Annotated in this window: 21 protein-coding genes; 15 read left to right on the top strand and 6 right to left on the bottom strand. The window is 66.0% G+C overall.

Annotated elements, in window-relative coordinates:
• Positions 1 to 39: 39 nt before the first annotated feature.
• Complete coding sequence (locus tag ACLD0W_RS03430; RefSeq protein ID WP_410306103.1) at positions 40 to 1,140, bottom strand: AI-2E family transporter; 1,101 nt, start codon at positions 1,138 to 1,140, stop codon at positions 40 to 42.
• Positions 1,141 to 1,354: 214 nt separating this feature from the next.
• Here ACLD0W_RS03430 and ACLD0W_RS03425 point away from each other — a divergent pair, with 214 nt between their 5' ends.
• Positions 1,355 to 2,662 (top strand): short-chain fatty acid transporter, encoded by a 1,308-nt coding sequence (locus tag ACLD0W_RS03425; protein ID WP_410306102.1) that lies wholly within the window; start codon positions 1,355 to 1,357, stop codon positions 2,660 to 2,662.
• On the opposite strand, the gene ACLD0W_RS03420 is transcribed toward ACLD0W_RS03425, so the two are convergent.
• On the bottom strand, positions 2,649 to 3,689 hold the full coding sequence (locus ACLD0W_RS03420) for a methyl-accepting chemotaxis protein (protein ID WP_410306101.1): 1,041 nt from the start codon (positions 3,687 to 3,689) through the stop codon (positions 2,649 to 2,651). The two genes, ACLD0W_RS03425 and ACLD0W_RS03420, sit on opposite strands and share 14 nt — an antisense overlap.
• A 380-nt stretch (positions 3,690 to 4,069) precedes the next feature.
• On the opposite strand from ACLD0W_RS03420, the gene ACLD0W_RS03415 reads away from it, so the two are divergent.
• Both ACLD0W_RS03415 and ACLD0W_RS03410 read left to right on the top strand, forming a co-directional pair.
• Positions 4,070 to 4,276, top strand: a complete 207-nt coding sequence (locus ACLD0W_RS03415) for a cold-shock protein (RefSeq protein WP_410306100.1) — start codon at positions 4,070 to 4,072, stop codon at positions 4,274 to 4,276.
• 161 nt (positions 4,277 to 4,437) lie between these two features.
• The gene (locus ACLD0W_RS03410; protein WP_410306099.1) at positions 4,438 to 5,535 is read left to right on the top strand and encodes a histone deacetylase; all 1,098 of its coding nucleotides are present in this window, start codon (positions 4,438 to 4,440) and stop codon (positions 5,533 to 5,535) included.
• Here the strand turns inward: ACLD0W_RS03410 and ACLD0W_RS03405 are convergent.
• Positions 5,532 to 7,505 (bottom strand): hypothetical protein, encoded by a 1,974-nt coding sequence (locus tag ACLD0W_RS03405; RefSeq protein ID WP_410306098.1) that lies wholly within the window; start codon positions 7,503 to 7,505, stop codon positions 5,532 to 5,534. The two genes, ACLD0W_RS03410 and ACLD0W_RS03405, sit on opposite strands and share 4 nt — an antisense overlap.
• 212 nt (positions 7,506 to 7,717) lie before the next feature.
• On the opposite strand from ACLD0W_RS03405, the gene ACLD0W_RS03400 reads away from it, so the two are divergent.
• The 8 genes from ACLD0W_RS03400 (at position 7,718) to ACLD0W_RS03365 (ending at position 16,549) form a co-directional block, all read left to right on the top strand.
• Complete coding sequence (locus tag ACLD0W_RS03400) at positions 7,718 to 8,944, top strand: acetyl-CoA carboxylase biotin carboxylase subunit family protein (RefSeq protein ID WP_410306097.1); 1,227 nt, start codon at positions 7,718 to 7,720, stop codon at positions 8,942 to 8,944.
• A gap of 212 nt (positions 8,945 to 9,156) precedes the next feature.
• The gene (locus tag ACLD0W_RS03395) at positions 9,157 to 10,134 is read left to right on the top strand and encodes an IclR family transcriptional regulator C-terminal domain-containing protein (RefSeq protein ID WP_410306096.1); all 978 of its coding nucleotides are present in this window, start codon (positions 9,157 to 9,159) and stop codon (positions 10,132 to 10,134) included.
• A gap of 33 nt (positions 10,135 to 10,167) precedes the next feature.
• A complete protein-coding gene (locus tag ACLD0W_RS03390; RefSeq protein WP_410306095.1) occupies positions 10,168 to 11,322 on the top strand; it encodes an acyl-CoA dehydrogenase family protein in 1,155 nt (384 codons plus the stop codon).
• A 38-nt stretch (positions 11,323 to 11,360) separates the two neighbouring features.
• On the top strand, positions 11,361 to 12,323 hold the full coding sequence (locus tag ACLD0W_RS03385) for a Bug family tripartite tricarboxylate transporter substrate binding protein (RefSeq protein ID WP_410306094.1): 963 nt from the start codon (positions 11,361 to 11,363) through the stop codon (positions 12,321 to 12,323).
• A 16-nt stretch (positions 12,324 to 12,339) separates the two neighbouring features.
• Positions 12,340 to 13,317: a tripartite tricarboxylate transporter substrate binding protein gene (locus ACLD0W_RS03380; RefSeq protein WP_410306093.1), complete on the top strand. Its 978-nt coding sequence runs from the start codon at positions 12,340 to 12,342 to the stop codon at positions 13,315 to 13,317.
• Positions 13,318 to 13,319: 2 nt separating this feature from the next.
• Positions 13,320 to 13,790: a tripartite tricarboxylate transporter TctB family protein gene (locus tag ACLD0W_RS03375; protein ID WP_410306092.1), complete on the top strand. Its 471-nt coding sequence runs from the start codon at positions 13,320 to 13,322 to the stop codon at positions 13,788 to 13,790.
• A 42-nt stretch (positions 13,791 to 13,832) separates the two neighbouring features.
• On the top strand, positions 13,833 to 15,329 hold the full coding sequence (locus ACLD0W_RS03370; RefSeq protein ID WP_410306091.1) for a tripartite tricarboxylate transporter permease: 1,497 nt from the start codon (positions 13,833 to 13,835) through the stop codon (positions 15,327 to 15,329).
• Positions 15,330 to 15,334: 5 nt separating this feature from the next.
• Positions 15,335 to 16,549 (top strand): CaiB/BaiF CoA transferase family protein, encoded by a 1,215-nt coding sequence (locus tag ACLD0W_RS03365; protein WP_410306090.1) that lies wholly within the window; start codon positions 15,335 to 15,337, stop codon positions 16,547 to 16,549.
• Positions 16,550 to 16,573: 24 nt separating this feature from the next.
• Here the strand turns inward: ACLD0W_RS03365 and ACLD0W_RS03360 are convergent, their stop codons facing one another.
• Positions 16,574 to 16,996 (bottom strand): VOC family protein, encoded by a 423-nt coding sequence (locus ACLD0W_RS03360; protein ID WP_410306089.1) that lies wholly within the window; start codon positions 16,994 to 16,996, stop codon positions 16,574 to 16,576.
• A gap of 76 nt (positions 16,997 to 17,072) precedes the next feature.
• Here ACLD0W_RS03360 and ACLD0W_RS03355 point away from each other — a divergent pair, with 76 nt between their 5' ends.
• The 4 genes from ACLD0W_RS03355 (at position 17,073) to ACLD0W_RS03340 (ending at position 21,685) form a co-directional block, all read left to right on the top strand.
• On the top strand, positions 17,073 to 18,527 hold the full coding sequence (locus tag ACLD0W_RS03355) for an amidase (protein ID WP_410306088.1): 1,455 nt from the start codon (positions 17,073 to 17,075) through the stop codon (positions 18,525 to 18,527).
• Positions 18,528 to 18,699: 172 nt separating this feature from the next.
• Complete coding sequence (gene dctP, locus ACLD0W_RS03350; protein ID WP_410306087.1) at positions 18,700 to 19,743, top strand: TRAP transporter substrate-binding protein DctP; 1,044 nt, start codon at positions 18,700 to 18,702, stop codon at positions 19,741 to 19,743.
• Positions 19,744 to 19,820: 77 nt separating this feature from the next.
• Complete coding sequence (locus ACLD0W_RS03345) at positions 19,821 to 20,375, top strand: TRAP transporter small permease subunit (protein WP_410306086.1); 555 nt, start codon at positions 19,821 to 19,823, stop codon at positions 20,373 to 20,375.
• Positions 20,375 to 21,685: a TRAP transporter large permease subunit gene (locus ACLD0W_RS03340; protein ID WP_410306085.1), complete on the top strand. Its 1,311-nt coding sequence runs from the start codon at positions 20,375 to 20,377 to the stop codon at positions 21,683 to 21,685. Before ACLD0W_RS03345 ends, ACLD0W_RS03340 begins: the two co-directional genes overlap by 1 nt.
• Before the next feature lie 61 nt (positions 21,686 to 21,746).
• Here ACLD0W_RS03340 and ACLD0W_RS03335 read toward each other — a convergent pair whose 3' ends face one another.
• Both ACLD0W_RS03335 and ACLD0W_RS03330 read right to left on the bottom strand, forming a co-directional pair.
• Positions 21,747 to 22,982, bottom strand: coding sequence for a dienelactone hydrolase family protein (locus ACLD0W_RS03335; RefSeq protein WP_410306084.1), 1,236 nt, complete (start codon positions 22,980 to 22,982; stop codon positions 21,747 to 21,749).
• 142 nt (positions 22,983 to 23,124) lie between these two features.
• Positions 23,125 to 24,744: a long-chain-fatty-acid--CoA ligase gene (locus ACLD0W_RS03330; protein ID WP_410306083.1), complete on the bottom strand. Its 1,620-nt coding sequence runs from the start codon at positions 24,742 to 24,744 to the stop codon at positions 23,125 to 23,127.
• Positions 24,745 to 24,789: the final 45 nt, after the last annotated feature.

Here is a 24,789-nt window from a genome sequence, read left to right as displayed (position 1 = left end):
GTACTCGCCCTTTTCGGACCTGGTGTCGGGGCGTTCCCGTTAGCGGCCCATGAACTCGGAGACCAGGCTCAGCGAGTCGATGTTGTCGCACACCAGCTTGATGCACACCAGCAGCGGCACCGCGATCAGAATACCGACCACGCCCCACATCCAGCCCCACAGCAGAATCGACAGGAATACCATCACCGGGCTCAGTGCCAGGCGGTGGCCGGCGATGGTGGGCGTGATGAACTGCCCTTCCAGCACGTTCAGCCCGAGGATCAGGGCCGCCGGCAGCAGGGCTTCGTACAGGCCGTTGAATTCCAGGATGCTGACCAGGGCGATCACCACCAGGCTCACCACCGGCCCGATGTAGGGGGCGTAGTTGAACAGGCCGACCATGACGCCGAACAGAATCGGGTTGGGCACGTCGAGCAGATACAGAATCAGGGACGCGGCCACCGCCAGGCACAGGTTGATGATGGTGATGGTGCCCAGATAGACGGCGATGCTGTTCTGGATCTCGCGCACCGTTTCCACCGCCGCGCGCTTGTTCTCGAATTGGGGGATCACCCGCACCAGCTTGCGCAGGAAGGTGTCGCCGGAGGCCAGCATGAAGTAGAGAAGGATAAAGCTGATGGCGATGCCGTAGAGCGCCGACCAGGTGCCGGACATCAACCATTCCACCGGGCTCCACGGCATGTCCGCCTCGCCCTGACCGCCGGCGCCTTTGTCCGGGGCGGTGATCAGAGCGAACTGCTCGCGGGCCTGGCGCAGCTTTTCCATGGGCGCCGCCAGTTCGCGGAACTCCAGCTCGATCTGGCGCAGATCGCGGGGCGCCTTATCGAGCCATTCCATGGCCGGCTCACTGAGCCCGTACAGGGCGCTGACCACGATCGAGAACACCAGCACCACCACCGCCGCGGCGCTCACCGGCGGCGGGATGCGCAGGGGCCGCAGTGCCCGCACCAGGGGGGTGAAGATCAGGCTGGTCAGAAAAGCCACCACCAGGGGCGCGAACAGGGTGGCGGCGGCATAGAGGGTGTACATCACCAGCAGAATGAAAATGCCGGTGAGCATCGCCGAGCGCACCGTCACCGATTCCACCAGTTTCCGGGTTTCCTCTTCCGAGCGGGTTTCCGAGGCCTGCGAGTCGTCCATGAAGGCAACCGTCATGTTGTTGGGATACTGTGAACGCACAGCCTACTACGGTCTTCACGCGGTCTCGCTCGGTGGACCGTAAAAAGCGGTAAACAGGCTGTCTGAATCAGGACTTCGACTTTAGTCGTAAGGGCGGGCCCGTTGATTGCCCCGGGCGAGGCCGCCCGGGATAATTCCTGGTACGTTGAATAATAATTCTATGGAGAGCCCGGCCATGTTGAATCGCGCATCCCAACCCCTGGTGCGTCTGGTGGAACGCTATCTGCCGGACCCCTACATTTTCGTGCTGATCCTGACCCTGGTGGCGGCGCTGGCGGCGATGCTGGTGGAGGGCCGTTCGCCGGTGGCGGTGATGGACATGTGGGGCAAGGGCTTCTGGGGCCTGCTCACCTTTTCCATGCAGATGCTGCTGGTGCTGGTCACCGGCTTCATGCTGGCCAGCACGCCGCTGGTCAAGGGCATCCTCGATAAGCTGGCGGCGCTGGCGCGCACGCCGGGCCAGGCGATTCTGCTGGTCACCTACGTGTCCCTGGCGGCGAGCTGGATCAACTGGGGCTTCGGTCTGGTGGTGGGCGCCCTGTTCGCCAAGGCCCTGGCGCGCCGTATCCAGGTGCATTACCCGCTGCTGATCGCCAGCGCCTACGGCGGCTTCGTGGTCTGGCACGGCGGCCTGGCCGGGTCCATTCCGCTGACCATCGCCACGCCGGGCCACTTCACCGAGAGCCAGATCGGCGTGATCGGCACCGGCGACACCATCTTCGCGTTCTTCAATCTGGCCATCGTGGCGGCCCTGTTCATCGTGGTGCCGGTGATCAACCGGTTGATGCTGCCGCCGCCGGAGGAAAGCGTGTTCGCCGATCCCAAGGCGATCCAGGACCCGGAGGTGCCGGACGTGACGCCGTCGCGCCCCGCCGAGCATCTGGAAAACAGCCGCGTGCTGGCCTGGCTGATCGGCTTCAGCGGTGTCGCCTACGCGATCCATTATTTCAGCCAGGGCGGCGGCCTGAACCTGAACATCGTCAACTTCATGTTCCTGTTCCTGGCCATCGTGCTGCACCAGACCCCGCGCCGGCTGCTGATCAGCCTTAACGAGGCGGTCAAGGGCGGCGCCGGCATCGTCATCCAGTTTCCGTTCTACGCCGGCATCATGGCGATCATGACCGACTCCGGCCTGGCCGGCACCATCTCCAACGGTTTCGCCTCCATCGCCACCGATCAAACCCTGCCGTTCTGGAGCTTCATCAGTGCCGGCGTGGTCAACATCTTCGTGCCCTCCGGCGGCGGCCAGTGGGCGGTGCAGGCCCCGGTGATGCTGCCCGCCGCCGCGGCGCTGGGCGCCGACGTGCCGCGGGTGGCCATGGCGGTGGCCTGGGGCGACGCCTGGACCAACCTGCTGCAGCCGTTCTGGGCGCTGCCGGTGCTGGCCATCGCCGGCCTCAAGGCCAAGGACATCATGGGCTACTGCCTGATGCTGCTGATCGTCACCGGCGTGATCATCAGCCTGGGGCTCACCTTCCTGTAGCGGCGGCCCCCAGGTCGCACTCGATCACGCCGTACCAGCCCAGCCCCCGGTAGGTTTCGTAGCCCGGGGTCAGGGCGAAGGCCACCAGTTTGTCGCCGTCCTGATAGTAGCCGCGCTCGCGGCCTTCGGGGCACAGCGGGTAGAGGCTGCCCAGTTCGCCGCGCCCGGTGGCGTCGGCGATGACGCGGTGTTCCGCGTCGAGCAGCATGACCCGGCATTGGGCCCGCTCTTCATCGCTGAGCCCCACCCCCTTCACCACGTCCTCGGCCTGGGGCGTCCAGTCGAAGAAGATGCCAAGCACGCCCAGCGGCGCGCCGTGCACGTCGCCGCCGGCGCGGATGGCGGTGGCGTAGGTGGCCACCGCCGCGTCGTCCAGGGCACCGTTGCGGGCGATGTCGGTGACCGTGAACTCATCGCCGCTGGCGGTGTTCATGGCCTGCTGGAACCAGGCGCTGCGCGCCACGTTCAGCCCCACCGCGTCGGGATAACGGTCCGGGCGCCCGTTGGCCACCACCCGCCCGTCGGCGTCGGCGATCCACAAATCCAGGTACACCACATAGGAACGCAGAATGGTGGCCAGGCGGTCGCTGGCATGGTCCCGCACCGTCGGATCGTCGCCGTCCACGGCGGCCACCACCGCCGAGTCGGTGGCCCACCAGCGCACGTCGCAGGATCGCTCGAACAGGTTGCGGTCGATGATCTCGATGGCGTTCAGCGACAGGTCGGTGAACCGCTGACCGCGAAACTCCGTCAGCATGCGTCCACCCGCTTCCTCGATGCGTTGGGTGTGGCCTTCCACCGCGTCGCGGAAATCGGAGGCGATGTGGTTGATCTCCTCGGAGACCTTGCCGATCTCCTCGGCGACCACCCCGAAGGCGGCCCCGGCAACGCCGGCCCGGGCCGCTTCGATGCGCGCGTTGAGGGCCAGGATCTTGGTGGTTTGCATGATGTCCTCGATGGCGCCCACCTTGTCGCGGGTCATCTCGGAAATGTCATAGGCCAGGTTCAGAATGGTGTTGTCCTGCATGGGCATTCTCCGGTTCGTCGTGGACCGGGAAGGCGGACCCTCCCTGCTCCTGGCCTTGCAATAAATGGGCCCTCTCTCGATTGCTTAGTTGTTGTTTTTAATGGAAAAAGTCCGCCTATTCACTGTTATCGGCGGGGTTGGGGAAAAACTTGAGCGGCGGGCGACGGTGCGAGGGATTCGGATCGCAACACAAAAGGGGTTGACCGGGCCGACAACGGGTGTATCCTCGCCGGTAGCTAGAAAGTACGGCAGTATTTATGAATCCCCGTTCGATACCCTTCCTTAGTGTTCGTCCTGACCTTCATAAGTAACAGTAGATTTCCAGCGCCCCCAGGATCCGGTAACGGATCTGAAATTTTATGATTGATCAGGAGATCATTATGTCTACCACCACCGGTACCGTTAAGTGGTTCAACGAATCCAAAGGTTTTGGCTTTATCGAGCAGAGCGGCGGTCCTGACGTGTTCGTACACTTCAGCGCCATCACCGGCTCCGGCTTCAAAACCCTGGCCGAAGGCCAGCGCGTTGAGTTCACCGTGACTCAAGGCCAGAAAGGTCCGCAGGCTGAAAACGTCGTCGCCGTATAAGGCGATGGGCGACGGCCTCCGGGCCGGCACCTGCTGGTCGCGCTTCGGCGCGGCCCGAAAAAAGCGGAGCCTTCGGGCTCCGTTTTTTTTGTGCCCGTTAAACGTGTTTTCCCCGGCCGGGTCGCGGTATAAGGGAGGAACTCGAGTCGGACGGGGGTGCCATGATCGGCGACCGTGAAGTGATCCTGTTCCACGACCCGCGCACCCTGGCCCACCAGCCGGACGCGGACGCCGCCTTTCTGCCTGGTCGGCTGGACCGCCGGGTGCGGGAGATCCTGTCCGGCCTGGGCGCCAAATGGAGCTACCCGGAGCACCCCGGTCGTCTGCGCGCGGTGCTGGAGCTGCTGGAGCGGGAGCCGGTGCCCGGCGTGTGTCTGGCGCCCGGCGTGGCCGCCACCCGTGAACAGCTGGCGCGGGTGCACACCACCTCCTATCTCGACGGTATCCAGGCCATGCGCGGCGAGAACGCCTGGCTGGATGTGGACACCACGGCGGTGTCGCCGGGCAGCGTGGAGGCCGCCGAGGTGGCCGCCGGCACCGCCATCGCCGCCGTGGAAGCGGTGGTGACCGGCCGTGTCCGGGGCGCCTTCGCCGCGGTGAGACCGCCGGGCCACCATGCGGAATCGGTGCGGGCCCGGGGTTTCTGTCTGTTCAACAACGTGGCGGTGGCGGCGGCCCACGCCCAGGCCGCGCTGGGGTGCCGGCGGGTGCTGATCGTCGACTGGGACGCCCACCACGGTAACGGCACCCAGGAAATCTTCTGGGCCGACCCGGATGTGCTGTTTTTCGATACCCACCGGGCGGCGCCCTTTTATCCCGGCTCCGGGGCACTCGGCGAAGTGGGCGGCGGCCTCGGCGAAGGGTACACGGTGAATGTGCCGTTGCCCGGGGGCGCCGGCGACATGGCCATGCTGAAAGCGTTTCGCGACATCCTGGTGCCGGCGGCGGACGCGTTCCGGCCCGATCTGGTGCTGGTATCCGCCGGTTTTGACGCCCACCGGTTCGATCTGGCGATGAACGTGAGCTACGAGGGCTTCGCGTCGATGACCGCCATCGTCCGTGATATCGCCGACCGCCATTGCGGCGGGCGGCTGGCCATGGTGCTGGAGGGCGGCTATCACACCGAGTCGCTGGCGCGGGGCGTGCACGCCACCCTGGAGGTGATGGCCGGCGCCGACCCGGAGGATCCCTGGGCGCCGGGCCTGGCCGCCGTGGACGAGGCCGCGGCCTTTCACCGCGACGCGTTCAAGGACGACTAGCGTTCCAGCGCCCAGCTGCCGCGCGCCAGGGCTTCCACCTCGGCCACGTCGTCGTCGGGCACCCGGGTCGGGTCCAGGTGTTCCAGCGGGTCGAAATGGAAGATGTAGAGGCGCGAAACGAATTCCGCCACCGGCAGCGAGGACTCGCCGTAGCGCTCGCCGCGCCCCTCGGTGGACACCTTCACGCCGTTGCCGAGATCCTGCCCGGAATCGTTGTTGGGGTTGTAGAAATACACCCGCATGACCTCGTCCTGGTCCAGGGTGAGGCGCTGGATGGTGATGGCGTGCCAGCCCACGAAGCGGGCGGCGCTGTCGGTGACCGCCAAACCGGCCGGCTGCGGATAGATCAGCGGCTGGTTGCCGTTGTGCAGTGGGTGATAGCAGGCGTAGAAATGGCGCACGAAGGCGTCGTAGTCGTGCAGCTTGCCGGTGGCCAGGTCCACCGCCAGGCAGAAGCCTCGCCCTACCCACCAGCCGTGAAACTCCGGATTGATCCAGCGATGCGGGTCGTCATTGCGATCGGCGCACAGACGGCCCATGGCGTGGTAGATACGGTCCAGATGGGGCACCAGCACCGCCGACACCGCGTCCACATCCTGGGGGGCGATGGCCGGCATGGTCAGCGCCAGCTCCTTGGACGACAGCCGCTGGCCTTCGAAATGCATCACCAGGTCGTCGTCCCGGGTGGCCCAGACGATCATCTGCAGCAGGTAGTCCGGGTCGTTGTAGGCCCACATTGAGATCGCCCGCGCCGACTGGCAGGTGGGGTTGTTGCCCTGGCCCACGCCCAGCGGCAGGCCCAGCACCGTGAGCACGCCGGCGATCAGCTGTACCTTGGCCGGCCGGGCGTCCCCCAGGGCCTGGACGATGGCGGCGTCGGCGCTGGGGCTCAGGGTCTGACCGAGTTGCCGCCACAGGGCCGGCGCCGCCGGCGGCGCGAACAGCACCCCCCGTTCCAGCATCAGGGCCAGGCCGTAGGCGGCCTGGGCGGTTTCCGGAAACACCGAGGCCTCGATCAATGCGTAGACCAGCTCCTGATAGCAGAGCAGGGCGTCGCGGCCGGTGGCGCTGAGCCCCAGGGCGGCGCTCACCAGTTCACTGGACTGGGTCAGCGCGAAACGCAGAAATACCGGCTGATAGGCGGACACCAGTCCGGTGTCGTGCATCGCCCGGGCGAAGCCGCCGGCCTCCTGTTGCAGGGCCTGGCTGTCCATCGCCGCCAGGCGCTCGGCGTAGACCTCCAGGCCCGGGTCCTCCACGGAGGCCTGGGTGGGGCCGAACAGGGCACTCACCAGCCGGTCCGCGCCACGGCTGTTGGAGACGGTGATGGCCGGGTTGTACAGGCAAGCGGCGATTTGCGTGATCATCGCCTTGATATGGTCCACGCGCACCGGCCGCTGGGCCAGGATGCGCCAGATTTCCTCGATCAGCCGGTCGATGATCTGGTCGTAACCGATGTGCGAGACCAGGGTGTGCAGCACGCCGCGCACCGCCGCCGCCATACGCCCCTGGCGCACGCGGATCGCTTCGCCGCCGGTTTCGAACAGCAGGTCCAGATTGAGGGCCAGCACCTGGGCCAGATAGTGGTGGGCCTGTTCGGCGGACAACGCCGGATGGGACAGCTCGCCGAGGGCCACCGCCAGCAGGCGCAGCTCGCTCAGGCTTTCCAGGGCGATGTCGTCGGCGCCGCCCAGCCGCAGGGTCTGCACGGTGATGTCGGCCTGCAGGATTTCCGGTTGCGCCCAGTCGGTGCCATCGAACAGGCCCGCCTGTTCGATGGCGGCGGCCCGCCGGTACAGCTGCTCGGCGCCCTGGGGCTGGCACAGCACCCGGCCGGCCAGTTGCAGCACCTTGCCCACGTGCCGGGCCTTGGCGAACCGACTGGCCGCGGCCACCTGCGCCAGGGCGTCATCAAAGCGTGTCACCAGGTCTGGCGTGGCGTTGTCGTGCTGCGTTTCGCTACTGCTCATGCTCTCCCCGGGTGCCACTGGCGGCCGCCGACAGGGCGACCCGCAGGACACTATACCCCAAGATGAACCCTCGACCCTTGACGCGGCAAGCGCTGTGTTCTGTTACGCTGAAGTCCGGGTCAGCGACCCGGTGTGCAAGGACGCCACGCCGAACCCCGCGGTGGCATGCCGCACTCCCTCCTCCACGGTCGGCCCGAAACAAGGAGACGCTGATGACGGCGAAAGATCCGCACAAAGGTTACGTGGCCCTGCTGGGATGGAGTCTTAACGCCATCGAGGCACTGGAGAAATTCGATCGGCGGTTCATCGTGGTGGCGCCGGACTGGGCCCGCGCGTTCGCCGAGGAACACGATATCCCCTTCATGAGCTGGGATTTCGAGCGGCTCAACGACCGATCCATGGAAATCGCCGTCAAGCTGAAGGACGAGGGCGTGGACGTGGCGATTCCCCTGTTCGAGGAAACCGTCGAATGGGCCGGGGCGGTGAACTCCGTGTTGATGGACAATCCACGTCTCTATGGCCAGTCGGTGCTGTTCCGCGACAAGGCGCTGATGAAGCGGCGCGCCCAGCTGGGCGGCATTCGTGTCGGCATTTTCGAGGAAGCCCACGACCGGGACGACGTGATCCGCTTTCTCAAGCGGGTCAATCAAACTCTGCTGAAGCTGGACGGCGACCCCAACGACCCGATTCACCTGAAAGCCTTCGACAAGGCCGGTTGTCTCGGCCACCGGGTGATCCGCACGCCGGATGAGGTGGACACCATTCCCGACGAGGAATTTCCGGTGCTGATGGAAAGCCACCTGGACGGTTGGGAGTTCGCCGTCGAGGCCTGGATCCACGACGGTAAGATCCGCTTCCTGAATATCTCCGAGTACGTGACCCTGGGCTATTCGGTGTTCGTGCCGGCCAGCCCGGAGCTGGAAAGCTGGCGGCCGCGCATCGAGCAGGAAATCGAAAAGCTGATCAGAACCTTCGACCTGAAGTCCGGTTTCATTCACCCGGAATACTTCGTCACCAGCGACGGCACCATGTATTTCGGCGAGGTGGCTTACCGGCCGCCGGGCTTCAAGGTGTTCGAACTGCTCGAGAAGGTCTACGGCTTCAACGCCTATCAGGCCATGGTGCTGGTGTTCGACCCGAAGAGCACGGAAGAGGAGATCACGGGCTTTTTCCCCAGGGAGGTGGTGGACGCCAAGGGGCACGCCGGCTGCTTCGGGGTGTACCCGCGCCGTCGGGTGGTGAGCCAGCTGGAGATTCCGGAGGAAACGCTGGACCACCCCTACTTCGATTTCCACGAGCTCACCGCGCCCCTGGAGGAAACCGTCACCAAGCGCACTGCCTTCGGTACCCACTGGGGGCTGGTGTATTTCCACGGCGACGACCCCTACCGCCTGCGCGATCTGCTCAAGCACCAGGAAGACCTGGACTTCTACGTCTGAACCCCTTACGTCTGAACCACTGAACCCGCGCGCCGTCCGGCGCGCGGTCCTCGCACCGGGCCCGTGGCGGCCCGCTCCCTCCTTTCTCGTCTCTCGCTTCCTCCAGGCGTGCCCTGGCGGTCCGGCGGCGTCATGCTGTGCGCGGGCGGGCGTGGGGTTGACAGTCTTCCGCGCTTTTTCTTAAATAGATAACAGTTTCGGAGAAAGAAAAAATGGCCAGCAGCTACCAATTACAAACATTGGCCCGTGCTCTCGACGTTCTGGAATTGATGGAACGCACCCCGGAGCCCATGTCCCTGACCGAGATCGCCGATGCCATGGGCGAGGCCACGGCCATCGTCTATCGCATCCTGCATACCCTGGAGGCCCGGGGTTACCTGTACCGGCGCCCCCAGGACAAGCGCTACAGCTATACCGGCCGGTCCACCGGCGCCGGCGCCGTGAGTCGGGCGGTGGACGTGCTGCAGGCGGCCTCGGCGGCGGTGCCGGAGGGCGCCCCCCTGGAGCGGTTGGCCAGCAGCGTGGGCCTGGACCCGCGCATCGCCGAAGAGATTCTGGTGCCGCTCAGCGAAAAAGGGCTGATGCGCCGGGACGCCGATACGGAGCGCTGGCACCTTTCCCACGCGGTCATGGAACTGGCCCGCCCCTTCCTCAACAGCGACGACGTGCTGGTGCGCGTGCGGCCGCTGATGGAGCAATGGCACGCGGAGACCGGCGAGACCGTGTCCCTGTTCCATCGTGCCGGTAACCAGCAGATCGTCACCGCCGCGCTGCCCAGCACGCACCCGGTGCGCTATGCCCTGGAAGTGGGCAGTGCGTTTCCGCTTTATCTGGGCGCGGGTGGCAAGGCGATGCTGGCGTTCCTGCCGGAGGCGGAGCGCGAGTCCCTGATCAAGGCCGGCGCCCTCGACGCCATGACCCGCTATGTCCCCAACGCCTCCACCCTGCGCAAGGAACTGGCCCTGATCCGCCAGCGCGGCTTTGCCATTTCCAGTGGTGAGCGGGTGGAAGGGGCCAGCGCGGTGGCGCTGCCGATTCTGCGCGAGGACGGCCGTCCGGCGGCGGTGTTGGGGCTGATGATGCCCAGCTTCCGCACCTCCGATGCCGAGCTGCAGCGGCTCGGCGAACGACTTTCCGAAGCGCTGCGGTCGCTGTACCTGCCCGTGGGCGAGCGCGGCCGCGGCGCCTGATACCAATAAAGAAGTACCCATAAGGAGAACACCATGATTCGTGATCAGGAGGGCCTGACGGCACTGCTGGAAGAGGTTCGGGGCTGGGTCCGCGAGGTGGCGATTCCCGCCGAGGACACGGTGGAAGCCCGGGACGAAGTGCCGGAGGAACTGGTCGAGGACATGCGCCGCCGGGGCTTTTTCGGCTGGAGCATTCCCGAGCAGTATGGCGGCGCCGGCCTGACCTGTGAGGAACTGGTGCTGGGCGCCATGGAGCTGTCCCAGGCCGCCACCGCCTTCCGCGCCCGGGTCGGCACCAACACCGGCATCGGTTCCGAGGCCCTGGTGGCGGACGGCACCGAGGAGCAGAAGGACCGCTATCTGCCGGCCCTGGCCCGGGGCGAAATCACCGGCTGCTTCGCGCTCACCGAACCGGAGGCCGGCTCCGACGCCACCGCCCTGACCACCAGCGCGCGCCGGGACGGCGACCACTACGTGCTCAACGGCACCAAGTGCTACATCACCAACGCCCCCATCGCCGGCCTGTTCACGGTGATGGCGCGCACCGACCCGGACAACCTGACCGCCGGCGGCATCAGCGCCTTTCTGGTGGAAGCGGGCACGCCGGGCCTGAGCGTGGGGCCGGCCTATAAAAAGATGGGCCAGGCCGGTTCGCCGGTGTCGGAAGTCTATTTGCAGGACTGCCGCGTACCCGCCGCCAATCTGATCGGCGGCGTGGAAGGGCAGGGTTTCGCCACCGCCATGAAGGTGCTCAACAAGCAGCGCCTGCACCTGAGCGCCCTGTGCACCGGCCCGGCCATGCGCATGCGCGATGAAGCTCTGGCCCACGCCAGCAAGCGCCGCCAGTTCGGCCGCCCGGTGGCCGAGTTCCAACTGGTGCAGGCGATGATCGCCGACATGCAGACCGAAATTCACGCGGCGCGCGCGTTGATCCTGGAAACCGCGCGCAAGCGGGACGCCGGCGGCGACGTCAAGCTGGACGCTTCCATGTGCAAGTACTTCGCCTCTGAGATGTGCGGCCGGGTGGCCGACCGGGCGGTGCAGATTTTTGGTGGCGCCGGCTATGTGGCGGACTACAGCTGCATCGAACGGCTGTACCGCGACGTGCGTCTGTTCCGGCTCTACGAAGGCACCAGCCAGATTCATCAGCTCAATATAGCCAAGCTCACCCTTCGGCAGGCGTCCTGAACGCCGCCGTTCTCTCTGAAACCAAGAGGAAAGACGACATGCTTACAACAATCACCCGTCGCATCCGTGGTCTGGCCGTGATCGGCGCGGCCCTGGCCTGTCTCAACCCGGCCTGGGCCGCCGATTACCCGGAGCGTCCGGTCACCGCCATGGTGCCGTTCCCGGCCGGCGGCAGCACCGACTTGATGGCCCGCGCCATCGCCCAGGAACTGACCGACAGCCTGAACACCAACGTGGTGGTGGACAACCGCTCCGGCGGCGCCGGCACCGTGGGGCTGGCGGCCCTGGCCCGGGCCCGGGCGGACGGCTACACCATCGGCGTGGCGCCGGCCGCGACCCTGGTCAATCAGCCCCATATGCGCCGCACCCCTTACGAACTGGATTCATTCGACTACATCTGCCAGTTCTTCGAGAGCCCGCTGGCGCTGGCGGTGAAACCCGACTCGCCGTTCACCGATCTGCAGCAACTGGTGAGCTACGCGAAATCCCATCCCGGCGAGCTGACCTATGGCAGCCCCGGCCCCGGGTCCCTGCCCAATCTCTCCATGGAGCAGTTTCTGGAGAAGGCCGGCGTGGAGATCACCCATGTGCCGTTCGCCGGCGACGGGCCGGGTGTGACCGCGCTGATGGGCGGGCATGTGGACTTGTATATGGCCATGTCCAACGTGGCCGCCGACCGCGAGCTGAACTCGGTGGCGGTGTTCAATGACGAGCCGTTGGACAGTCTGCCTGGCGTGCGCACCGCCGCCGATCAGGGCTATGACCTCACCGCCTCCTGGTGGGGCGGGTTGATCGTGCCCAAGGGCACGTCGGATGAAGTGCGCGCCGTACTGGAGCAAGGCTGCAAGGAGGCCGCCGGATCCGAACGGCTGGGCAAGGTATTCGAGCGCCTGGGCACCCGGCCGGTGTACCTGAATCCGGCGGATTTCCGCGCCAAGGTGGAATCCATCTCCGAGACCAATGGACGGTTGATCGAAAAAGTTCTGAAGAACCGGTCCTGATAGCGGAGGCATCACGATGACAATAACAACCCGGAAAACCACTTTCTCCCGTTCCCTGCTCGGGCTCGCGTTGAGTGTTCTGCCGCTGCTGGCGGCGCCGGCCTGGGCGGCCGATTATCCGTCCCGTCCGATCACCGAGATCGTGCCCTATCCGGCCGGCGGCAGCACCGACCTGGCCGGCCGCGCGGTGGCCAACGCCATGGGCGAAGTGCTGGGCGCCAAGGTGGTGGTGGACAACCGCTCCGGTGGCGGCGGCAGCGTCGGCATGGCGGCCCTGGCCCGGGCCCGGGCCGACGGCTACACCATCGGCGTGGCACCGGTGGGCACCATCGCCAACCAGCCGCACATGCACCGCACGCCTTATAGCGCCGACTCCTTCGACTATCTGTGCCAGTTCTATTACGCGCCCCAGGTGCTGGCGGTGAAGCCCGGTTCGCCCTTCAAAACGTTGAAGGAGGTGGTGGACTACGCCAAGGCCCACCCCGGCGAGCTGACCTACGGCACGCCCGGCCCGGGCACCCTGCCGCACCTGCAGATCGAACAGTTCAAACGCCTGGCCGGCGCGGACATCACCCATGTGCCCTTCGCCGGTGACGGCCCGGGCCTGACCGCTCTGATGGGCGGTCATATCGATCTGTATTTCGCCCTGCCCAATACCGTGACCGATCGGGACCTGCGGGCGGTGGCCGTGTTCAGTGACGAGCCCATCGAAGCGTTGCCCGACCTGAAGACCGCCATCCAGCAAGGTTATGACATGACCGCCGCGGTGGCCGGCGGCCTGGTGGCGCCCAAGGGCGTTCCCGATGAGGTGCGCGACCGGTTGGCGTCGGCCTGTGAACAGGCCACCGGTTCCGAGGCATTGAAAACCGTACTCGGCCGGGTCGGCCTGGACGCGGTCTATCTGGGTCCCCAGGCGTTCCAGGACCTGGTGCTCTCCACCTCGAAAACCAACGGTGAACTGATCCGCGACGTGCTCAAGGGCGGAGGCCACTGACCATGAAAGGGCGCGTTCTGGATCTGTGCTACGGCGCGGCGGCCCTGGCCGCCGCCCTGGCGGTGTATCTGGCCGGCGGCGGCAACGACCGGCCGGTGGCGGTGGCCAGCAATCCGTACTGGTACCCGAAGCTGCTGCTGGCGCTGATCGGAGTGTGCGCGGTGTGGTTGATGGTGCGGGCGGCGCTCAACGGCGGCCCGGCCACCGCGCCGGAGCGGCTGCGCTGGCGCAGCCTCACCGGCACCGTGGTGATCAGCGGCGCCTACCTGCTGGCCTATGAGTGGCTGGGCTTCGTGCCCGCCACCCTGGCGCTGATGCTGGTGTTTCCGCTGTTCCAGGGCTTCCGCCGGCCGTTGTGGTTGGTGGTGGTGGCGGTGTTGTTCACCGCCCTGGTCTGGTACGGCTTCGCCGATCTGCTCAACCGTCCGCCACCGGGGCCGGCCCTGCCGTCCCTGAGCGCACTGTTTTCCTGATTCCTAAAAGAACATGGCCCCTGGCGGGGCCCGGAGGTTCCTATGGACGCCTTGTTGTCCGCCCTCTCCATGCTCGCCGCCCCGGACGCCCTGCTGGCGGTGGTGGCGGGGACCCTGGTCGGCATCATTATCGGCGCGCTGCCCGGTCTCGGCTCCCTGCTGGCGATCACCATGGCGCTGCCGCTGACCTTCGTGCTCGGCCAGGGCGCCAGTGTGGCGTTGCTGCTGGGTATTTATTGTGGCTCGGTGTACGGCGGCTCGCTGTCGGCGATTCTGATCAACACGCCGGGCACGCCGCAATCCGCCGCCACCGTGCTCGACGGCTACCCCATGGCGCGGCGCGGCGAGGCGGGTCTGGCCCTGGGCTGGGCGACCACCGCGTCCGCCTTCGGCGGCATTCTGGCCACCGTGATTCTGGCGGTGGCGTCGCCGTTGCTGGCGCGCATCGGTTTGAAGTTCGGGCCGGTGGAGTATTTCGCCCTGGGCGTGTTCGCGCTGACCTGCATCGTCACCGTGTCCCGGGACAATCTGGCCAAGGGGCTGATGGCCGGCCTGATCGGCCTGTTCGTGGCGGTGGTGGGCCAGGACCCGGTCACCGGCTACCTGCGCTACGATTTCAATGTGTTCGATCTGTCCGCCGGCATCGGGCTGGTGCCGTTCCTGGTCGGCCTGTTCGCCCTGTCGGAAGTGTTCTGGCGCGCCGCCGAACGGGCCGGCGGCAGCGTGCCGGTGATTCGCTCCGCGTTCCGCTGCCCCTCCCTGGGTGAACTGCGGCGGCGTTTTTCCATGCTGCTCAAGTCATCGTTGATCGGTACCTGGATCGGCACCCTGCCCGGCGTGGGCGCCTCCTCGGCGTCGATGATCAGCTACGCGGAAGCCAAGCGCAGTTCGCGCAACCGGGACAAGTTCGGCACCGGTGAACCGGACGGCCTGATCGCCTCCGAGGCGGCCAACAACGCGGTGACCTCCGGCGCCATGGTGCCCACGCTGTCGCTGGGCGTGCCCGGCGATCCGATCACCGCGGTGATGCTGGGCGCTCTGGTGCTGCAGGGCGTGACCCCGGGCCCGCGCCTGTTTCTGGATAACCAGGAACTGGTGCTGTTCATCTTCCTGATGCTGTTCGTGGCCAACATCTGCATGTTCTTCGGCGGCTGGCTGATGTCGCCCCTGTTCTCGCGCATCCTGCGCCTGCCCGAGCCGCTGTTGATGGCGGCGGTGGTGGTGCTGGTGGCCGCCGGCACCTACAGCATCAACGGCAACCCCTTCGATCTGCTGGTGGTGCTGCTGGCCGGCATCGGCGGTTTTCTGCTGCGCTACAACGGCTTTCCGCTGGCGCCCATGGTGATCGGCTTCGTGCTCAGTCCGATGATCGAGCAGAGCCTGCGCCAGGGCCTGCTGATGAATCGCGGCAGCTTCCTGGGCTTCTTCGCCAGCCCGATCGCTTCGGTCCTGTTTCTGATTACCGCGCTGTTCCTGTTGTGGCCGCTGTTGAGCGGTCTGCGCAGGCGCCTGTTTCCCTCAAGCACCGTGAAGGAATGATTCCCATGACAAACGACAAACCGCTGGCCGGCATCAAGGTCATCGAGTTCGGGCAGTTCATCGCCGGCCCTGGCGCGACGCAGATTCTCGCCGACCTGGGCGCCGAGGTGATCAAGATCGAGAACTTCAACGGCGATAACAGTCGACGCTTCGGGGTGAGCGAAAAAAGCGGTCACCGCAGCGGCATGTTCATGGCCTATAACCGGGGCAAGAAATCCGTGGCCCTGGACCTGCGCAACGCCGAGGGCGTGGCGGTGGCCCGGGAACTGGCTCTGGGCGCGGACGTGGTGGTGCAGAACAGCCGCGTCGGCGTCATGGAAGGCCTGGGCCTGGACGCGGCCACGTTGCGCGCGCAAAAGCCGAGCCTGATCCACGCCTCGATTTCCGGGTTCGGCACCCGAGGCCCGTCCCGGGAGCGCCCCGGGCTGGACATCGCCGCCCAGGCGGAAAGCGGCATGATGTCGTTGACCGGTGAACCCGGCGGCGCGCCGCTCAAAACCGGCTTCGCGGTGGTCGACGCGGCCACCGCCACCGCCGCCGCCAATGCCATTCTGGCGGCGCTGTTTCGCTGCGCCCGCCACGGCGAGGGCGCCACCATCGAAACCTCCCTGCTGGCGGTGGCGGTGGGCCTGCAAGCGCAGATCTGGGCGGAGTACGGTTGCTCCGGTCAGTTGCCGCAGCGGGCCGGCAACGCCCAGCCGCTGGTGGCGCCGGCGGCGGACCTGATCCAGGTGCGCGACGGCCACATCGTGATCTCCGCCTATATGGAAGACCACTGGCAGCGGCTGTGCCGGGCCATCGAACAGCCGGAGCTGGGCACCGACCCGCGCTTCGCCACCAGCAATGACCGGGTCGCCAACCGGCCCGCCATGGTGGCCATTCTCAATCAGGCCCTGGGCGGCTTCGGCGGGGAGGAAGCCCGGGCCCGGCTGGAGGCGTTCGGGGTGGTGTGCGGTGTGGTGCGTAACTACACCCAGGTGCGCGCCAGCGCCGATGTGCAAGCCACCGGCATCTTCCAGCGGGTGCTGGACGGCAAGGGCGGCGAGGTGGACGTGCCGGCGCTGCCCTACACCTTCGGGGAGGGCGTTGCCGAGGAGACCACCGCCCTGCCCGAACTGGGCCAGCATACCCTGGCCGTACTGGAACAGGCCGGCTTCTCCGCCGAGCGCCGCCAGGCGTTGCTGGACGGCAAGGTGATCGCCACCGGCGGGCGTGCCTGACGAGGCCCGCCGCTGACCGGCCGCTTACCAGCTGCCGGTATTCTCCATCGACGCCCAGGGTTCCTGGGGAGCCAGGGCGTCGCCTTTCTGCAGCAATTCCACCGAGATCAGATCCGGCGAGCGCACGAACGCCATGTGGCCGTCCCGGGGCGGGCGGTTGATGGTGTAGCCCATCTCTTGCAGGTGCGCGCACAGCGCATAGATGTCGTCCACCCGGAACGCCAGGTGGCCGAAGTTGCGCGCCGAGCCCATGTCCGGTTCCGGGTCCCAGTTCCAGGTCAGTTCCAGCTCCGCGTCCGGGGTTTCCGGGGCGGCCAGAAACACCAGCGTGAAGCGGCCCTGGGGCACTTCCTTGCGGCGGTTCTCGCGCAGACCCAGCCCGTCACAATAAAAGCGCAGGGAGGCGTCCAGGTCGCTGACCCGCACCATGGTGTGCAGATACTTCATGTTTTCGATCCCGTTTGATAGAAGAGAGCGGTCGGGTTAAGCAGAATGGTCTTTCATAATAACAGAGGGAGAGTGCATGGACCTGCATCGCATCGGTGCCCGCGCCCTGGCGCGCCGCATCAAGCAGAAAACCATTACCGCCGAGGCGGCCCTGGAATATTTCATTGATCGGGTGGAGCGTCTTGACGGCCCGCTCAACGCGGTGGTGGTCCGGCGCTTCGACCAGGCCCGGGAGCGGGCCCGCGAAGCGGACCGGGCGCTGGCCCGGGGCGAGGACTGGGGCGACCTGCACGGCGTGCCCATGACCATCAAGGAAACCTACGAGATCGCCGGCTGGCCGACCACCGCCGGGGTGCTGCGGGATCACGTTTCCAGCACCACCAGCCGCGCGGTACAGCGGTTGCTGGACGCCGGCGCGGTGGTGTTCGGCAAAACCAATGTGCCGGCCATGGCCGGTGACCTGCAGAGCTACAACGACATTTACGGCACCACCAACAACCCCTGGAACACGGCGCTCACCCCGGGCGGTTCCTCCGGGGGCGCCGCCGCCGCCCTGGCCGCCGGCTTCACGCCGCTGGAACTGGGCAGCGACATCGGCGGCTCGATCCGCACCCCGGCGGCGTTCTGCGGCGTGTGCGGGCTCAAGCCCAGCTTCGGGCTGATCTCCACCCGGGGTCATATTCCCGGCCCGCCGGGGGCGCTGGCCCGCCGTGATATCTCCGTGGCCGGCCCCATGGCTCTGAACCCGGGGGATCTGTCCCTGGCCCTGGACCTGCTGGCGGCGCCGGACGACGAGGAGGCGCCCGGTTGGGCACTCAGCCTGCCGGCGCCGCGCCACCAGGCGCTGCGGGACTTTCGCGTGGCGGCCTGGCTGGATGACCCGCGCTGTCCGGTGGACGACGCCATCCGCGAGGCCCTGGAAGGGCTCACCCGGGAACTGGCCGGGCAGGGCGCCACCGTGGATCCGCGGGCGCGCCCCGACGGCCTCACGCTGGAAAGCGCCTACGACGTCTACTATCAGTTGCTGGCCGGCACCATGGGCGTGGGCCTGCCGGATGATCTCTACGGGCAGTTGCAACAGGATGTGGCGGAGGCGGCGCCGGACGACGACGGCTACCGGGTGCGCTTTGCCCGGGGCGTGACCCAGTCCCATACCGACTGGTTGCACGCGGACGAACGACGCCAGGGCCAGCGCGCCGCCTGGCATCGGTTCTTCCAGGATTTCGACGTGCTGCTGTGTCCGGTGGTGCAGACCCTGCCGTTCCCCCACCAGCAGAAGCCCGGGCCCGGTGGCCGGGTGCTGCGCGTCAATGGCCGCGACCAGCCTTACCTGGACATCATGGTGTGGGTGGGCCTGGCCGGGGCGGTCTATCTGCCGGCGGTGACGCTGCCCATCGGCCTGACCCGGGACGGCCTGCCACTGGCGGTGCAGATCATCGGGCCCTACCTGGAGGACCGTACCGTGCTGGCCTTCGCGGAGCGCCTCTCGGAGGTGCTGGCGCCGCTGCCGCCGTCACCGCCGGCGGAGTAAAAGCCCACAAAGCCGGAAAATGTGTATACATTGCTGAGACAATGAGCGGACGTCATAAAAAGAGGGTATTGGGAAAGCGGGGAGCTGTGCTACATTCCGTCCAGTAGTTTCATTTTTCGGCCTTACTATTTCGCTCTGCGGAACAGGCAAAACAACAAACCAGGAGCTCCCCATGACTCTGATGCATCGTTTCCGTAACACGCTGGCGTTCGGTGGCTCGGCAATCGCCCTCGCGGCCACCGTGGCATTCAGTGCCACCGCCCACGCCGCCGATACCATTACCTGGAAGGTTCAATCCCACTGGCCCGGTTCCAGCAGTTCCTATGAGGACAGCCTCAAGCGCATCAAGCGCGTGATCGAAGAGCGCACCGACGGTCAGCTGAAGCTGGAGCTGTACGAGGCCGGCCAGCTGTTCAAGGCCCAGGAAACCTTCAACGCGGTAAGCCGTGGCGTGATCCAGATGGGCACCATCTCTCCGGCCTACGCCCAGGACAAGATGACCCTGGCGGGCATCGCCTCCGGTCTGCCGTTCGCGTTCCGCAACGTTTGGGAAGCGTCCTATTTCCACAAGAACCTGGGCTTCGAGGACATGCTTCGCGAGGAAGCGGCCAAGTTCAACGTGTACTACTCCACGGACAAGGTGTATCCCACCGAGATGGTTTCCAAGAAACCGATCAACAGCTGGGAAGACTTCAAGGGCCTGAAGATCCGCTCTTCCGGCGCGCTGCAGAAGTTCCTCACCGAAGCCGGCGCGGCCGGTACCTATGTGCCGGGCGGTGAACTCTACCAGGCGCTGTCCAGCGGCGTGGTCGACGCGGCCCACTGGGGCGCGGCGCAGGGCGCGGCCAGCATGGGTCTGTATGAAGTGGCCAAGTACCACGTGCAACCGGCGCTGAACATCGCCGGTACCGACGCCTTCATCGTCAGCCAGAAAGCGCTGGATAAACTGCCGGAAGGCATGGCCAAGATCGTCAAGGACGCCCTCGACGAGCAGTTCTGGATCCGTACCAGCGAATACCTGTACAAGGAAAAAATCACCCTGGCCAAGGTTCAGGCCGAGCAGGGCGTGAAGATCAACACCATGCCCCAGGACGTGCAGGACCGTCTCGCCAAAGTGGCCCAGAAAACCTGGGACGAGGAAGCCAAGCGCAGCGACAAGGCCGCCGAAGCGGTGAAGAAGCTGAAAGGTTTCCTGAGCGACCTGGGTTACCTGTAACAGCGGACCCGACCCCGGGGGGAGCCAGCAGGCTCCCCCTTTTTAGTGTTTACCGTTAAGCCCCCCGCGGAGGAACCATGTCCTTCCTTCAGAAGTTGATCAACGGCGTGACCCGTCTCAATGACGTGCTGGGCCGATGGATCGCGTTGCTGGTTTTCGTGATGACCGCGCTGCTGCTGCTCGAGGTCGTTTGTCGTTACCTGCTGAACTCGCCCACGGTGTGGACGTCCGAGCTGACCCAGTTCGTGTTCGGTGTGTACGCGATCATGGCCGGCGGCTATGTGATGGCGCACAAGGGCCATGTCAACGTGGACCTGCTGTATTCCCGTTTCTCGGTGCGCACGCAGGCGATCATCGACGTGTTCACCTCCGTGTTGTTCTACATCTTTATTCTGGCGTTTCTGTATTTCGCGTCCTCGATGGCCTGGGAATCCTTCCAGGGCAGCGAGACCACCTATTCCGCATGGAACCCGCCGGTGTGGCCGGTGAAGGCGTTCATGCCGCTGGCCATCGTTCTGGTTCTGCTGCAGGGCACCGTCAAGCTGCTGCGCGACATCGCCGTGGCGATCAACCCGGACAATGCCAACGTTCTTAAAGACAGCATCGATGACGGCACGGAGGAGTCGCACTGATGAGCATCGAGATGATCACTCTGCTGTTCTTCGGCTCGTTGCTGGTGTTCCTGGTGCTGGGTCTGCCGCTGACCTTCGTGCTGGGCGGCGTGTCCGTGGTGTTCCTGTATTTCACCTGGGGGCCGGATGCCTTCTATATGGTGGCGTCGCAGATCTGGAGCACCATGGGCAGCTTCAGCCTGGTGGCGATACCGCTGTTCGTGTTCATGGCCATGGTGCTGGAGCGCACCGGCGTGGCCAAGGATCTGTACCGGATGATGTTCCTGTGGTGGGGCGGCCTGCGCGGCGGCCTGGCCATCGGCACCCTGGTGATCTGCGCCATCTTCGCCGCCATGTGCGGCATCTCCGGCGCCGCCGTGGTGGCCATGGGCACCATCGCCCTGCCGTCCATGCTGGAGCGCGGCTACGACAAGCGCATGGTGCTGGGCTGCATCAACACCGGCGGTGGCTGGGGCATCCTGATTCCGCCCAGCATCCTGATGATTCTCTACTCGCTGATCACCGGCGTGTCGGTGGGTCAGATGTTCGCCGCCGGCGTGCTGCCGGGCCTGCTGCTGATGGTGCTGACCTGCGCCTACATCCTGATCCGCTGCTACTTCCAGCCGGAACTGGCGCCGGCCCTTCCCAAGGAAGAGCGCGCCTCCTGGCCGGAGAAACTGAAGGCGCTGCGCGCGGTGATTCTGCCGATGCTGATCGTGGTGATGGTGCTCGGCTCCATCATCGCCGGCATCACCACCCCCACCGAAGCGGCCGCCATGGGCGTGTTCGGCGCGCTGCTGTCGGCGGTGGTGTACCGCAAGATGACCTGGGAGCTGATGCGCGACGCCTCGATCCGCACCTTCAAGCTCACCGGCATGATCATGTGGATCCTGTTCGCCGCCCACGCCTTCAGCGCCGCTTATCAGAGCATGGGCGCCCAGGAACTGTTCGAAGGCTGGATCACCTCGATCCCCGGCGGCCCCTGGGCGGTGATCATCACCATGATGGTGATCATTTTCTTCCTGGCCATGGTGCTGGATCCGGTGGGTATCATGCTGATCACCCTGCCGGTGTTCCTGCCGGTGGTGAAAGCGATGGGCTTTGATCCGGTGTGGTTCGGTATCCTGTTCGTGATCAACATGGAAATCGGCTATATGACACCACCCTTCGGGTTCAACCTCTTCTATTTGAAGGGGGTGGTGCCACCCAGCATCACCATGAGGGACATCTATGTGTCGGTGATTCCCTTCGTGCTGGTGGAGATCGTGGGCATCGCCCTGATCATGATGTTCCCGCAAATCGCCACCTACCTGCCGCAGCTGTTCTTCTGACGCTGTCCGGCAGACGCAAGAAGGCCGCCCTCGGGCGGCCTTTTTTTGTGCGCGGTGCGCGTTATTTTCCTTCGCTTTCTTTCCAGCGCGCCATCAGGGCGTTGGAGTCCAGGCTCTCATCGAGCAGCTTGCGGGCGGTCTCGGCGCCGGCCACCGGCAGACCCTCGCCGTCCAGCAGACCAATCTGCTTGAGCACGCTGGCCTGATCCCAATAGATGTGCTCGTGGCACAGCTTGTCACCCCGGAAGCGGATCACCCCGAGCATGGGAATGTCCACTTTCTTGCCGGTGGGCGCCACGCCGGGCAGCATCCAGTCGATTTCCCGGTCGTGGGTAAAGCTGAGAATGAACTCGTCCACCAGCTGGGTGGCGCCCACCGTGCGCGATACCGGCACCAGCGTCATGTCGTCCGGATTGCCGTGCACGAAGTGGTTGCGATAGAAGCGGCTGAGCTGTTGGTAGCCGACACCGCCGGTCATGGTGGGGATGTGGTTCACGTAGGGCTCGGCCACCATGGTCGCCATGGTGGCGTCCACGTCGCGGGTGGCGAACTCTTGGCGGCAGTGCTCGTCCCACAGGGCCGACAGGTCCACGTCCGGGCCGATCTCCCGTTTCAGCGCGGCGATGGTGCGCTCGTGGGCCATGTCGGCGCTGGTCTTGTGGTAATGGTCGCCGCCGGGGCGCGCGAAGGCATGGTCCACGCCGGGATAGACGAAGGTTTCCAGCTTGCTGACGGTACCGCCCAGGGCGGTGATGATGCGGTTGCGGGTGGCCTCGTCGCAGAAGCCATCCAGCTCGGCGAAGTGCAGCACCAGGCGGCCTTTGATACTGGCGGCCTCATCCAGGTGTTCCTCAATGCCCACGCCGTAGTAGCCGACGGACACCGCCACCCGGGTGCGCGCGGCGGTCAGGTAGGCGAGCTTGCCGCCCAGGCAGAAGCCCACGAAACCCAGGTCGCCGCCGGTGACCTCCGGGCGCGCCGCCAGGGTCTCCAGGCTGGCGTCGATGTCGTCGATGGCGCGGTCGATGTCCACGGTCTGGAACAGCTCGAAGGCGCGCTGAAAATCCGCCTCGCCGTAGCCCAGCTCGATCCCCGGCTCGATGCGCCAGAACAGATCCGGCACCAGCACCACATAGCCTTCCTCGGCGAAGCCGTCGGCCACCCGACGCATGGTCTCGTTGACCCCGAAAATCTCCTGCCCCACCACCAGGCCCGGGCCCTTGCCCGACGGCGGCAGTGCCAGATAGGCGCGGAACCGGCCACCGTCTTTGGCGGTGACGTCGATGAACTCTCCCATGGTGTTTCCTTCCTGTGCGCGTAAAGCGAAAAGCCTAGCAGCGCTTCAGGAAGCTGTCGAAAGGGGAGGGGGAACCCGGATACAGGATTCAGGATGCAGGATACAGGGGGAAGCCTGGTGCCTCCCCCCGGATGGGTCGGGCTCAGTCGAGCAGGTGGTTCTCGTACTCGTCACGCAGCTTGTTCTTGAGCACCTTGCCGGTGGCGTTGCGGGGCAGGGCGTCCACGAACACCACCGCGTCCGGCACCTGCCAGGAGGCCACCTGGCCTTCGAAGCCGGCCAGCACGTCCTGTTCCGACGGGTCCTGGCCCTCGGCCTTGACCACGATCAGCAGCGGCCGCTCATCCCACTTGGCGTGCTTGGCGGCGATCACCGCCGCGTCCGCCACCATGTCCATGCCCATGGCGATGTTTTCCAGCTCCACGGAGCTGATCCACTCGCCGCCGGACTTGATCACGTCCTTGGAACGATCCTTGATGGTGAGGATGCCGTTGGCGTCCAGGGTGGCGATGTCACCGGTGGGGAACCAGCCCTGCTTGTGCGGCGCCGGGGTGTCCACGTTGAAGTATTCGCTGATCACCCAATGACCCTTGGCATACAGGTCGCCCTGGGTGTCGCCGTCCATGGGTTTCTCGTTGCCGTCCTCGTCGCCGATCATCAGGTCCACGCCGAACGGCGGCCGGCCCTGCTTGGCGCGGATCGCCGCCTGTTCCTCCGGTGACAGGGCCATGTGCTTGTGCAGCAGGGTGCTCACCGAGCCCACCGGGCTCATTTCGGTCATGCCCCAGGCGTGCAGGGTGTCCACGCCGTAGTCGTCGCGGAAGGTGGCGATCATGGACGGCGGGCAGGCGGAGCCGCCGATCACCGTGCGGGTCAGGCTGGGCACCTTCTCGCCGGCCTTCTTAAGGGCGCCGATCAGGCCCTGCCACAGGGTCGGCACGCCGGCGGCGCAGGTCACTTGCTCGCCATTGATCAGATTCTTGAGGCTGTCGCCGTCCAGGCCCGGGCCGGGCAGCACCACCTTGGCGCCGACCATGGCCGCCGCGTAGGGAATGCCCCAGGCGTTGACATGGAACATGGGCACCACGGGCAGCAGGCAGTCCCGGGCGGTCAGCGCCAGGCTGTCGGGCAGGGCCACGGCCATGGAGTGCAGCACCGTGGAGCGGTGGGAGTAGAGCGCGCCCTTGGGATTGCCGGTGGTGCCGGAGGTGTAGCACAGGCTGGAGGCGGTGTTCTCGTCGAACTCCGGCCATTCAAAGTCCTCGTCGCCCTGTTCGATCAGGTCCTCGTAGAACTTCAGACCGGGCACCTTGGCGGCGGCCTCGTCGTCCTTGCCGCTGAGCAGGTAGACGTGCTCCAGCTTGGGCAGCTTGTCCTGAAGCGCCTCGATCAGTGGCAGGAAGGTCTTTTCGATGAACAGGACCTTGTCCTCGGCGTGGTTGAAAATATAGACCAGCTGTTCCGGGAACAGGCGCGGGTTGATGGTATGGCACACCATGCCGGCGCCGGACACGCCGAAATAGATTTCCAGGTGGCGGTGATTGTTCCAGGCCAGGGTGGCCACCCGGTCGCTGCGCTCGAGCCCCAGGCCCTGCAGCGCGGAGCCCAGGCGCCGCGCCCGCTGCTCCACTTCGCCCCAGTTGGTGCGGTGCACGCCGCCGGCGGTTTCCACCGATACGATTTCGCCGTCGGCATGGTAGCGGGCGGCATGGCGGATCTGGCTGCTGATCAGCAGCGGCTGGTTCATCATCTGGCCTAGCATAGTGCTCTCCGAGTGCTTGGCGTTGTTGTTGTGAGACCTTCGAGA

This window comes from Alloalcanivorax sp. C16-1 (genome assembly GCF_046507805.1).
GTDB lineage: Bacteria > Pseudomonadota > Gammaproteobacteria > Pseudomonadales > Alcanivoracaceae > Alloalcanivorax.
This window is presented reverse-complemented; position numbering and strand designations above follow the sequence as displayed.

Coding starts and splice junctions, on each gene's coding strand:
- ACLD0W_RS03430 (WP_410306103.1), bottom strand. CDS start 1,140: ATGGACGACTCGCAGGCCTCGGAAACCCGCTCGGAAGAGGAAACCCGG.
- ACLD0W_RS03425 (WP_410306102.1), top strand. CDS start 1,355: ATGTTGAATCGCGCATCCCAACCCCTGGTGCGTCTGGTGGAACGCTAT.
- ACLD0W_RS03420 (WP_410306101.1), bottom strand. CDS start 3,689: ATGCAGGACAACACCATTCTGAACCTGGCCTATGACATTTCCGAGATG.
- ACLD0W_RS03415 (WP_410306100.1), top strand. CDS start 4,070: ATGTCTACCACCACCGGTACCGTTAAGTGGTTCAACGAATCCAAAGGT.
- ACLD0W_RS03410 (WP_410306099.1), top strand. CDS start 4,438: ATGATCGGCGACCGTGAAGTGATCCTGTTCCACGACCCGCGCACCCTG.
- ACLD0W_RS03405 (WP_410306098.1), bottom strand. CDS start 7,505: ATGAGCAGTAGCGAAACGCAGCACGACAACGCCACGCCAGACCTGGTG.
- ACLD0W_RS03400 (WP_410306097.1), top strand. CDS start 7,718: ATGACGGCGAAAGATCCGCACAAAGGTTACGTGGCCCTGCTGGGATGG.
- ACLD0W_RS03395 (WP_410306096.1), top strand. CDS start 9,157: ATGGCCAGCAGCTACCAATTACAAACATTGGCCCGTGCTCTCGACGTT.
- ACLD0W_RS03390 (WP_410306095.1), top strand. CDS start 10,168: ATGATTCGTGATCAGGAGGGCCTGACGGCACTGCTGGAAGAGGTTCGG.
- ACLD0W_RS03385 (WP_410306094.1), top strand. CDS start 11,361: ATGCTTACAACAATCACCCGTCGCATCCGTGGTCTGGCCGTGATCGGC.
- ACLD0W_RS03380 (WP_410306093.1), top strand. CDS start 12,340: ATGACAATAACAACCCGGAAAACCACTTTCTCCCGTTCCCTGCTCGGG.
- ACLD0W_RS03375 (WP_410306092.1), top strand. CDS start 13,320: ATGAAAGGGCGCGTTCTGGATCTGTGCTACGGCGCGGCGGCCCTGGCC.
- ACLD0W_RS03370 (WP_410306091.1), top strand. CDS start 13,833: ATGGACGCCTTGTTGTCCGCCCTCTCCATGCTCGCCGCCCCGGACGCC.
- ACLD0W_RS03365 (WP_410306090.1), top strand. CDS start 15,335: ATGACAAACGACAAACCGCTGGCCGGCATCAAGGTCATCGAGTTCGGG.
- ACLD0W_RS03360 (WP_410306089.1), bottom strand. CDS start 16,996: ATGAAGTATCTGCACACCATGGTGCGGGTCAGCGACCTGGACGCCTCC.
- ACLD0W_RS03355 (WP_410306088.1), top strand. CDS start 17,073: ATGGACCTGCATCGCATCGGTGCCCGCGCCCTGGCGCGCCGCATCAAG.
- dctP (WP_410306087.1), top strand. CDS start 18,700: ATGACTCTGATGCATCGTTTCCGTAACACGCTGGCGTTCGGTGGCTCG.
- ACLD0W_RS03345 (WP_410306086.1), top strand. CDS start 19,821: ATGTCCTTCCTTCAGAAGTTGATCAACGGCGTGACCCGTCTCAATGAC.
- ACLD0W_RS03340 (WP_410306085.1), top strand. CDS start 20,375: ATGAGCATCGAGATGATCACTCTGCTGTTCTTCGGCTCGTTGCTGGTG.
- ACLD0W_RS03335 (WP_410306084.1), bottom strand. CDS start 22,982: ATGGGAGAGTTCATCGACGTCACCGCCAAAGACGGTGGCCGGTTCCGC.
- ACLD0W_RS03330 (WP_410306083.1), bottom strand. CDS start 24,744: ATGCTAGGCCAGATGATGAACCAGCCGCTGCTGATCAGCAGCCAGATC.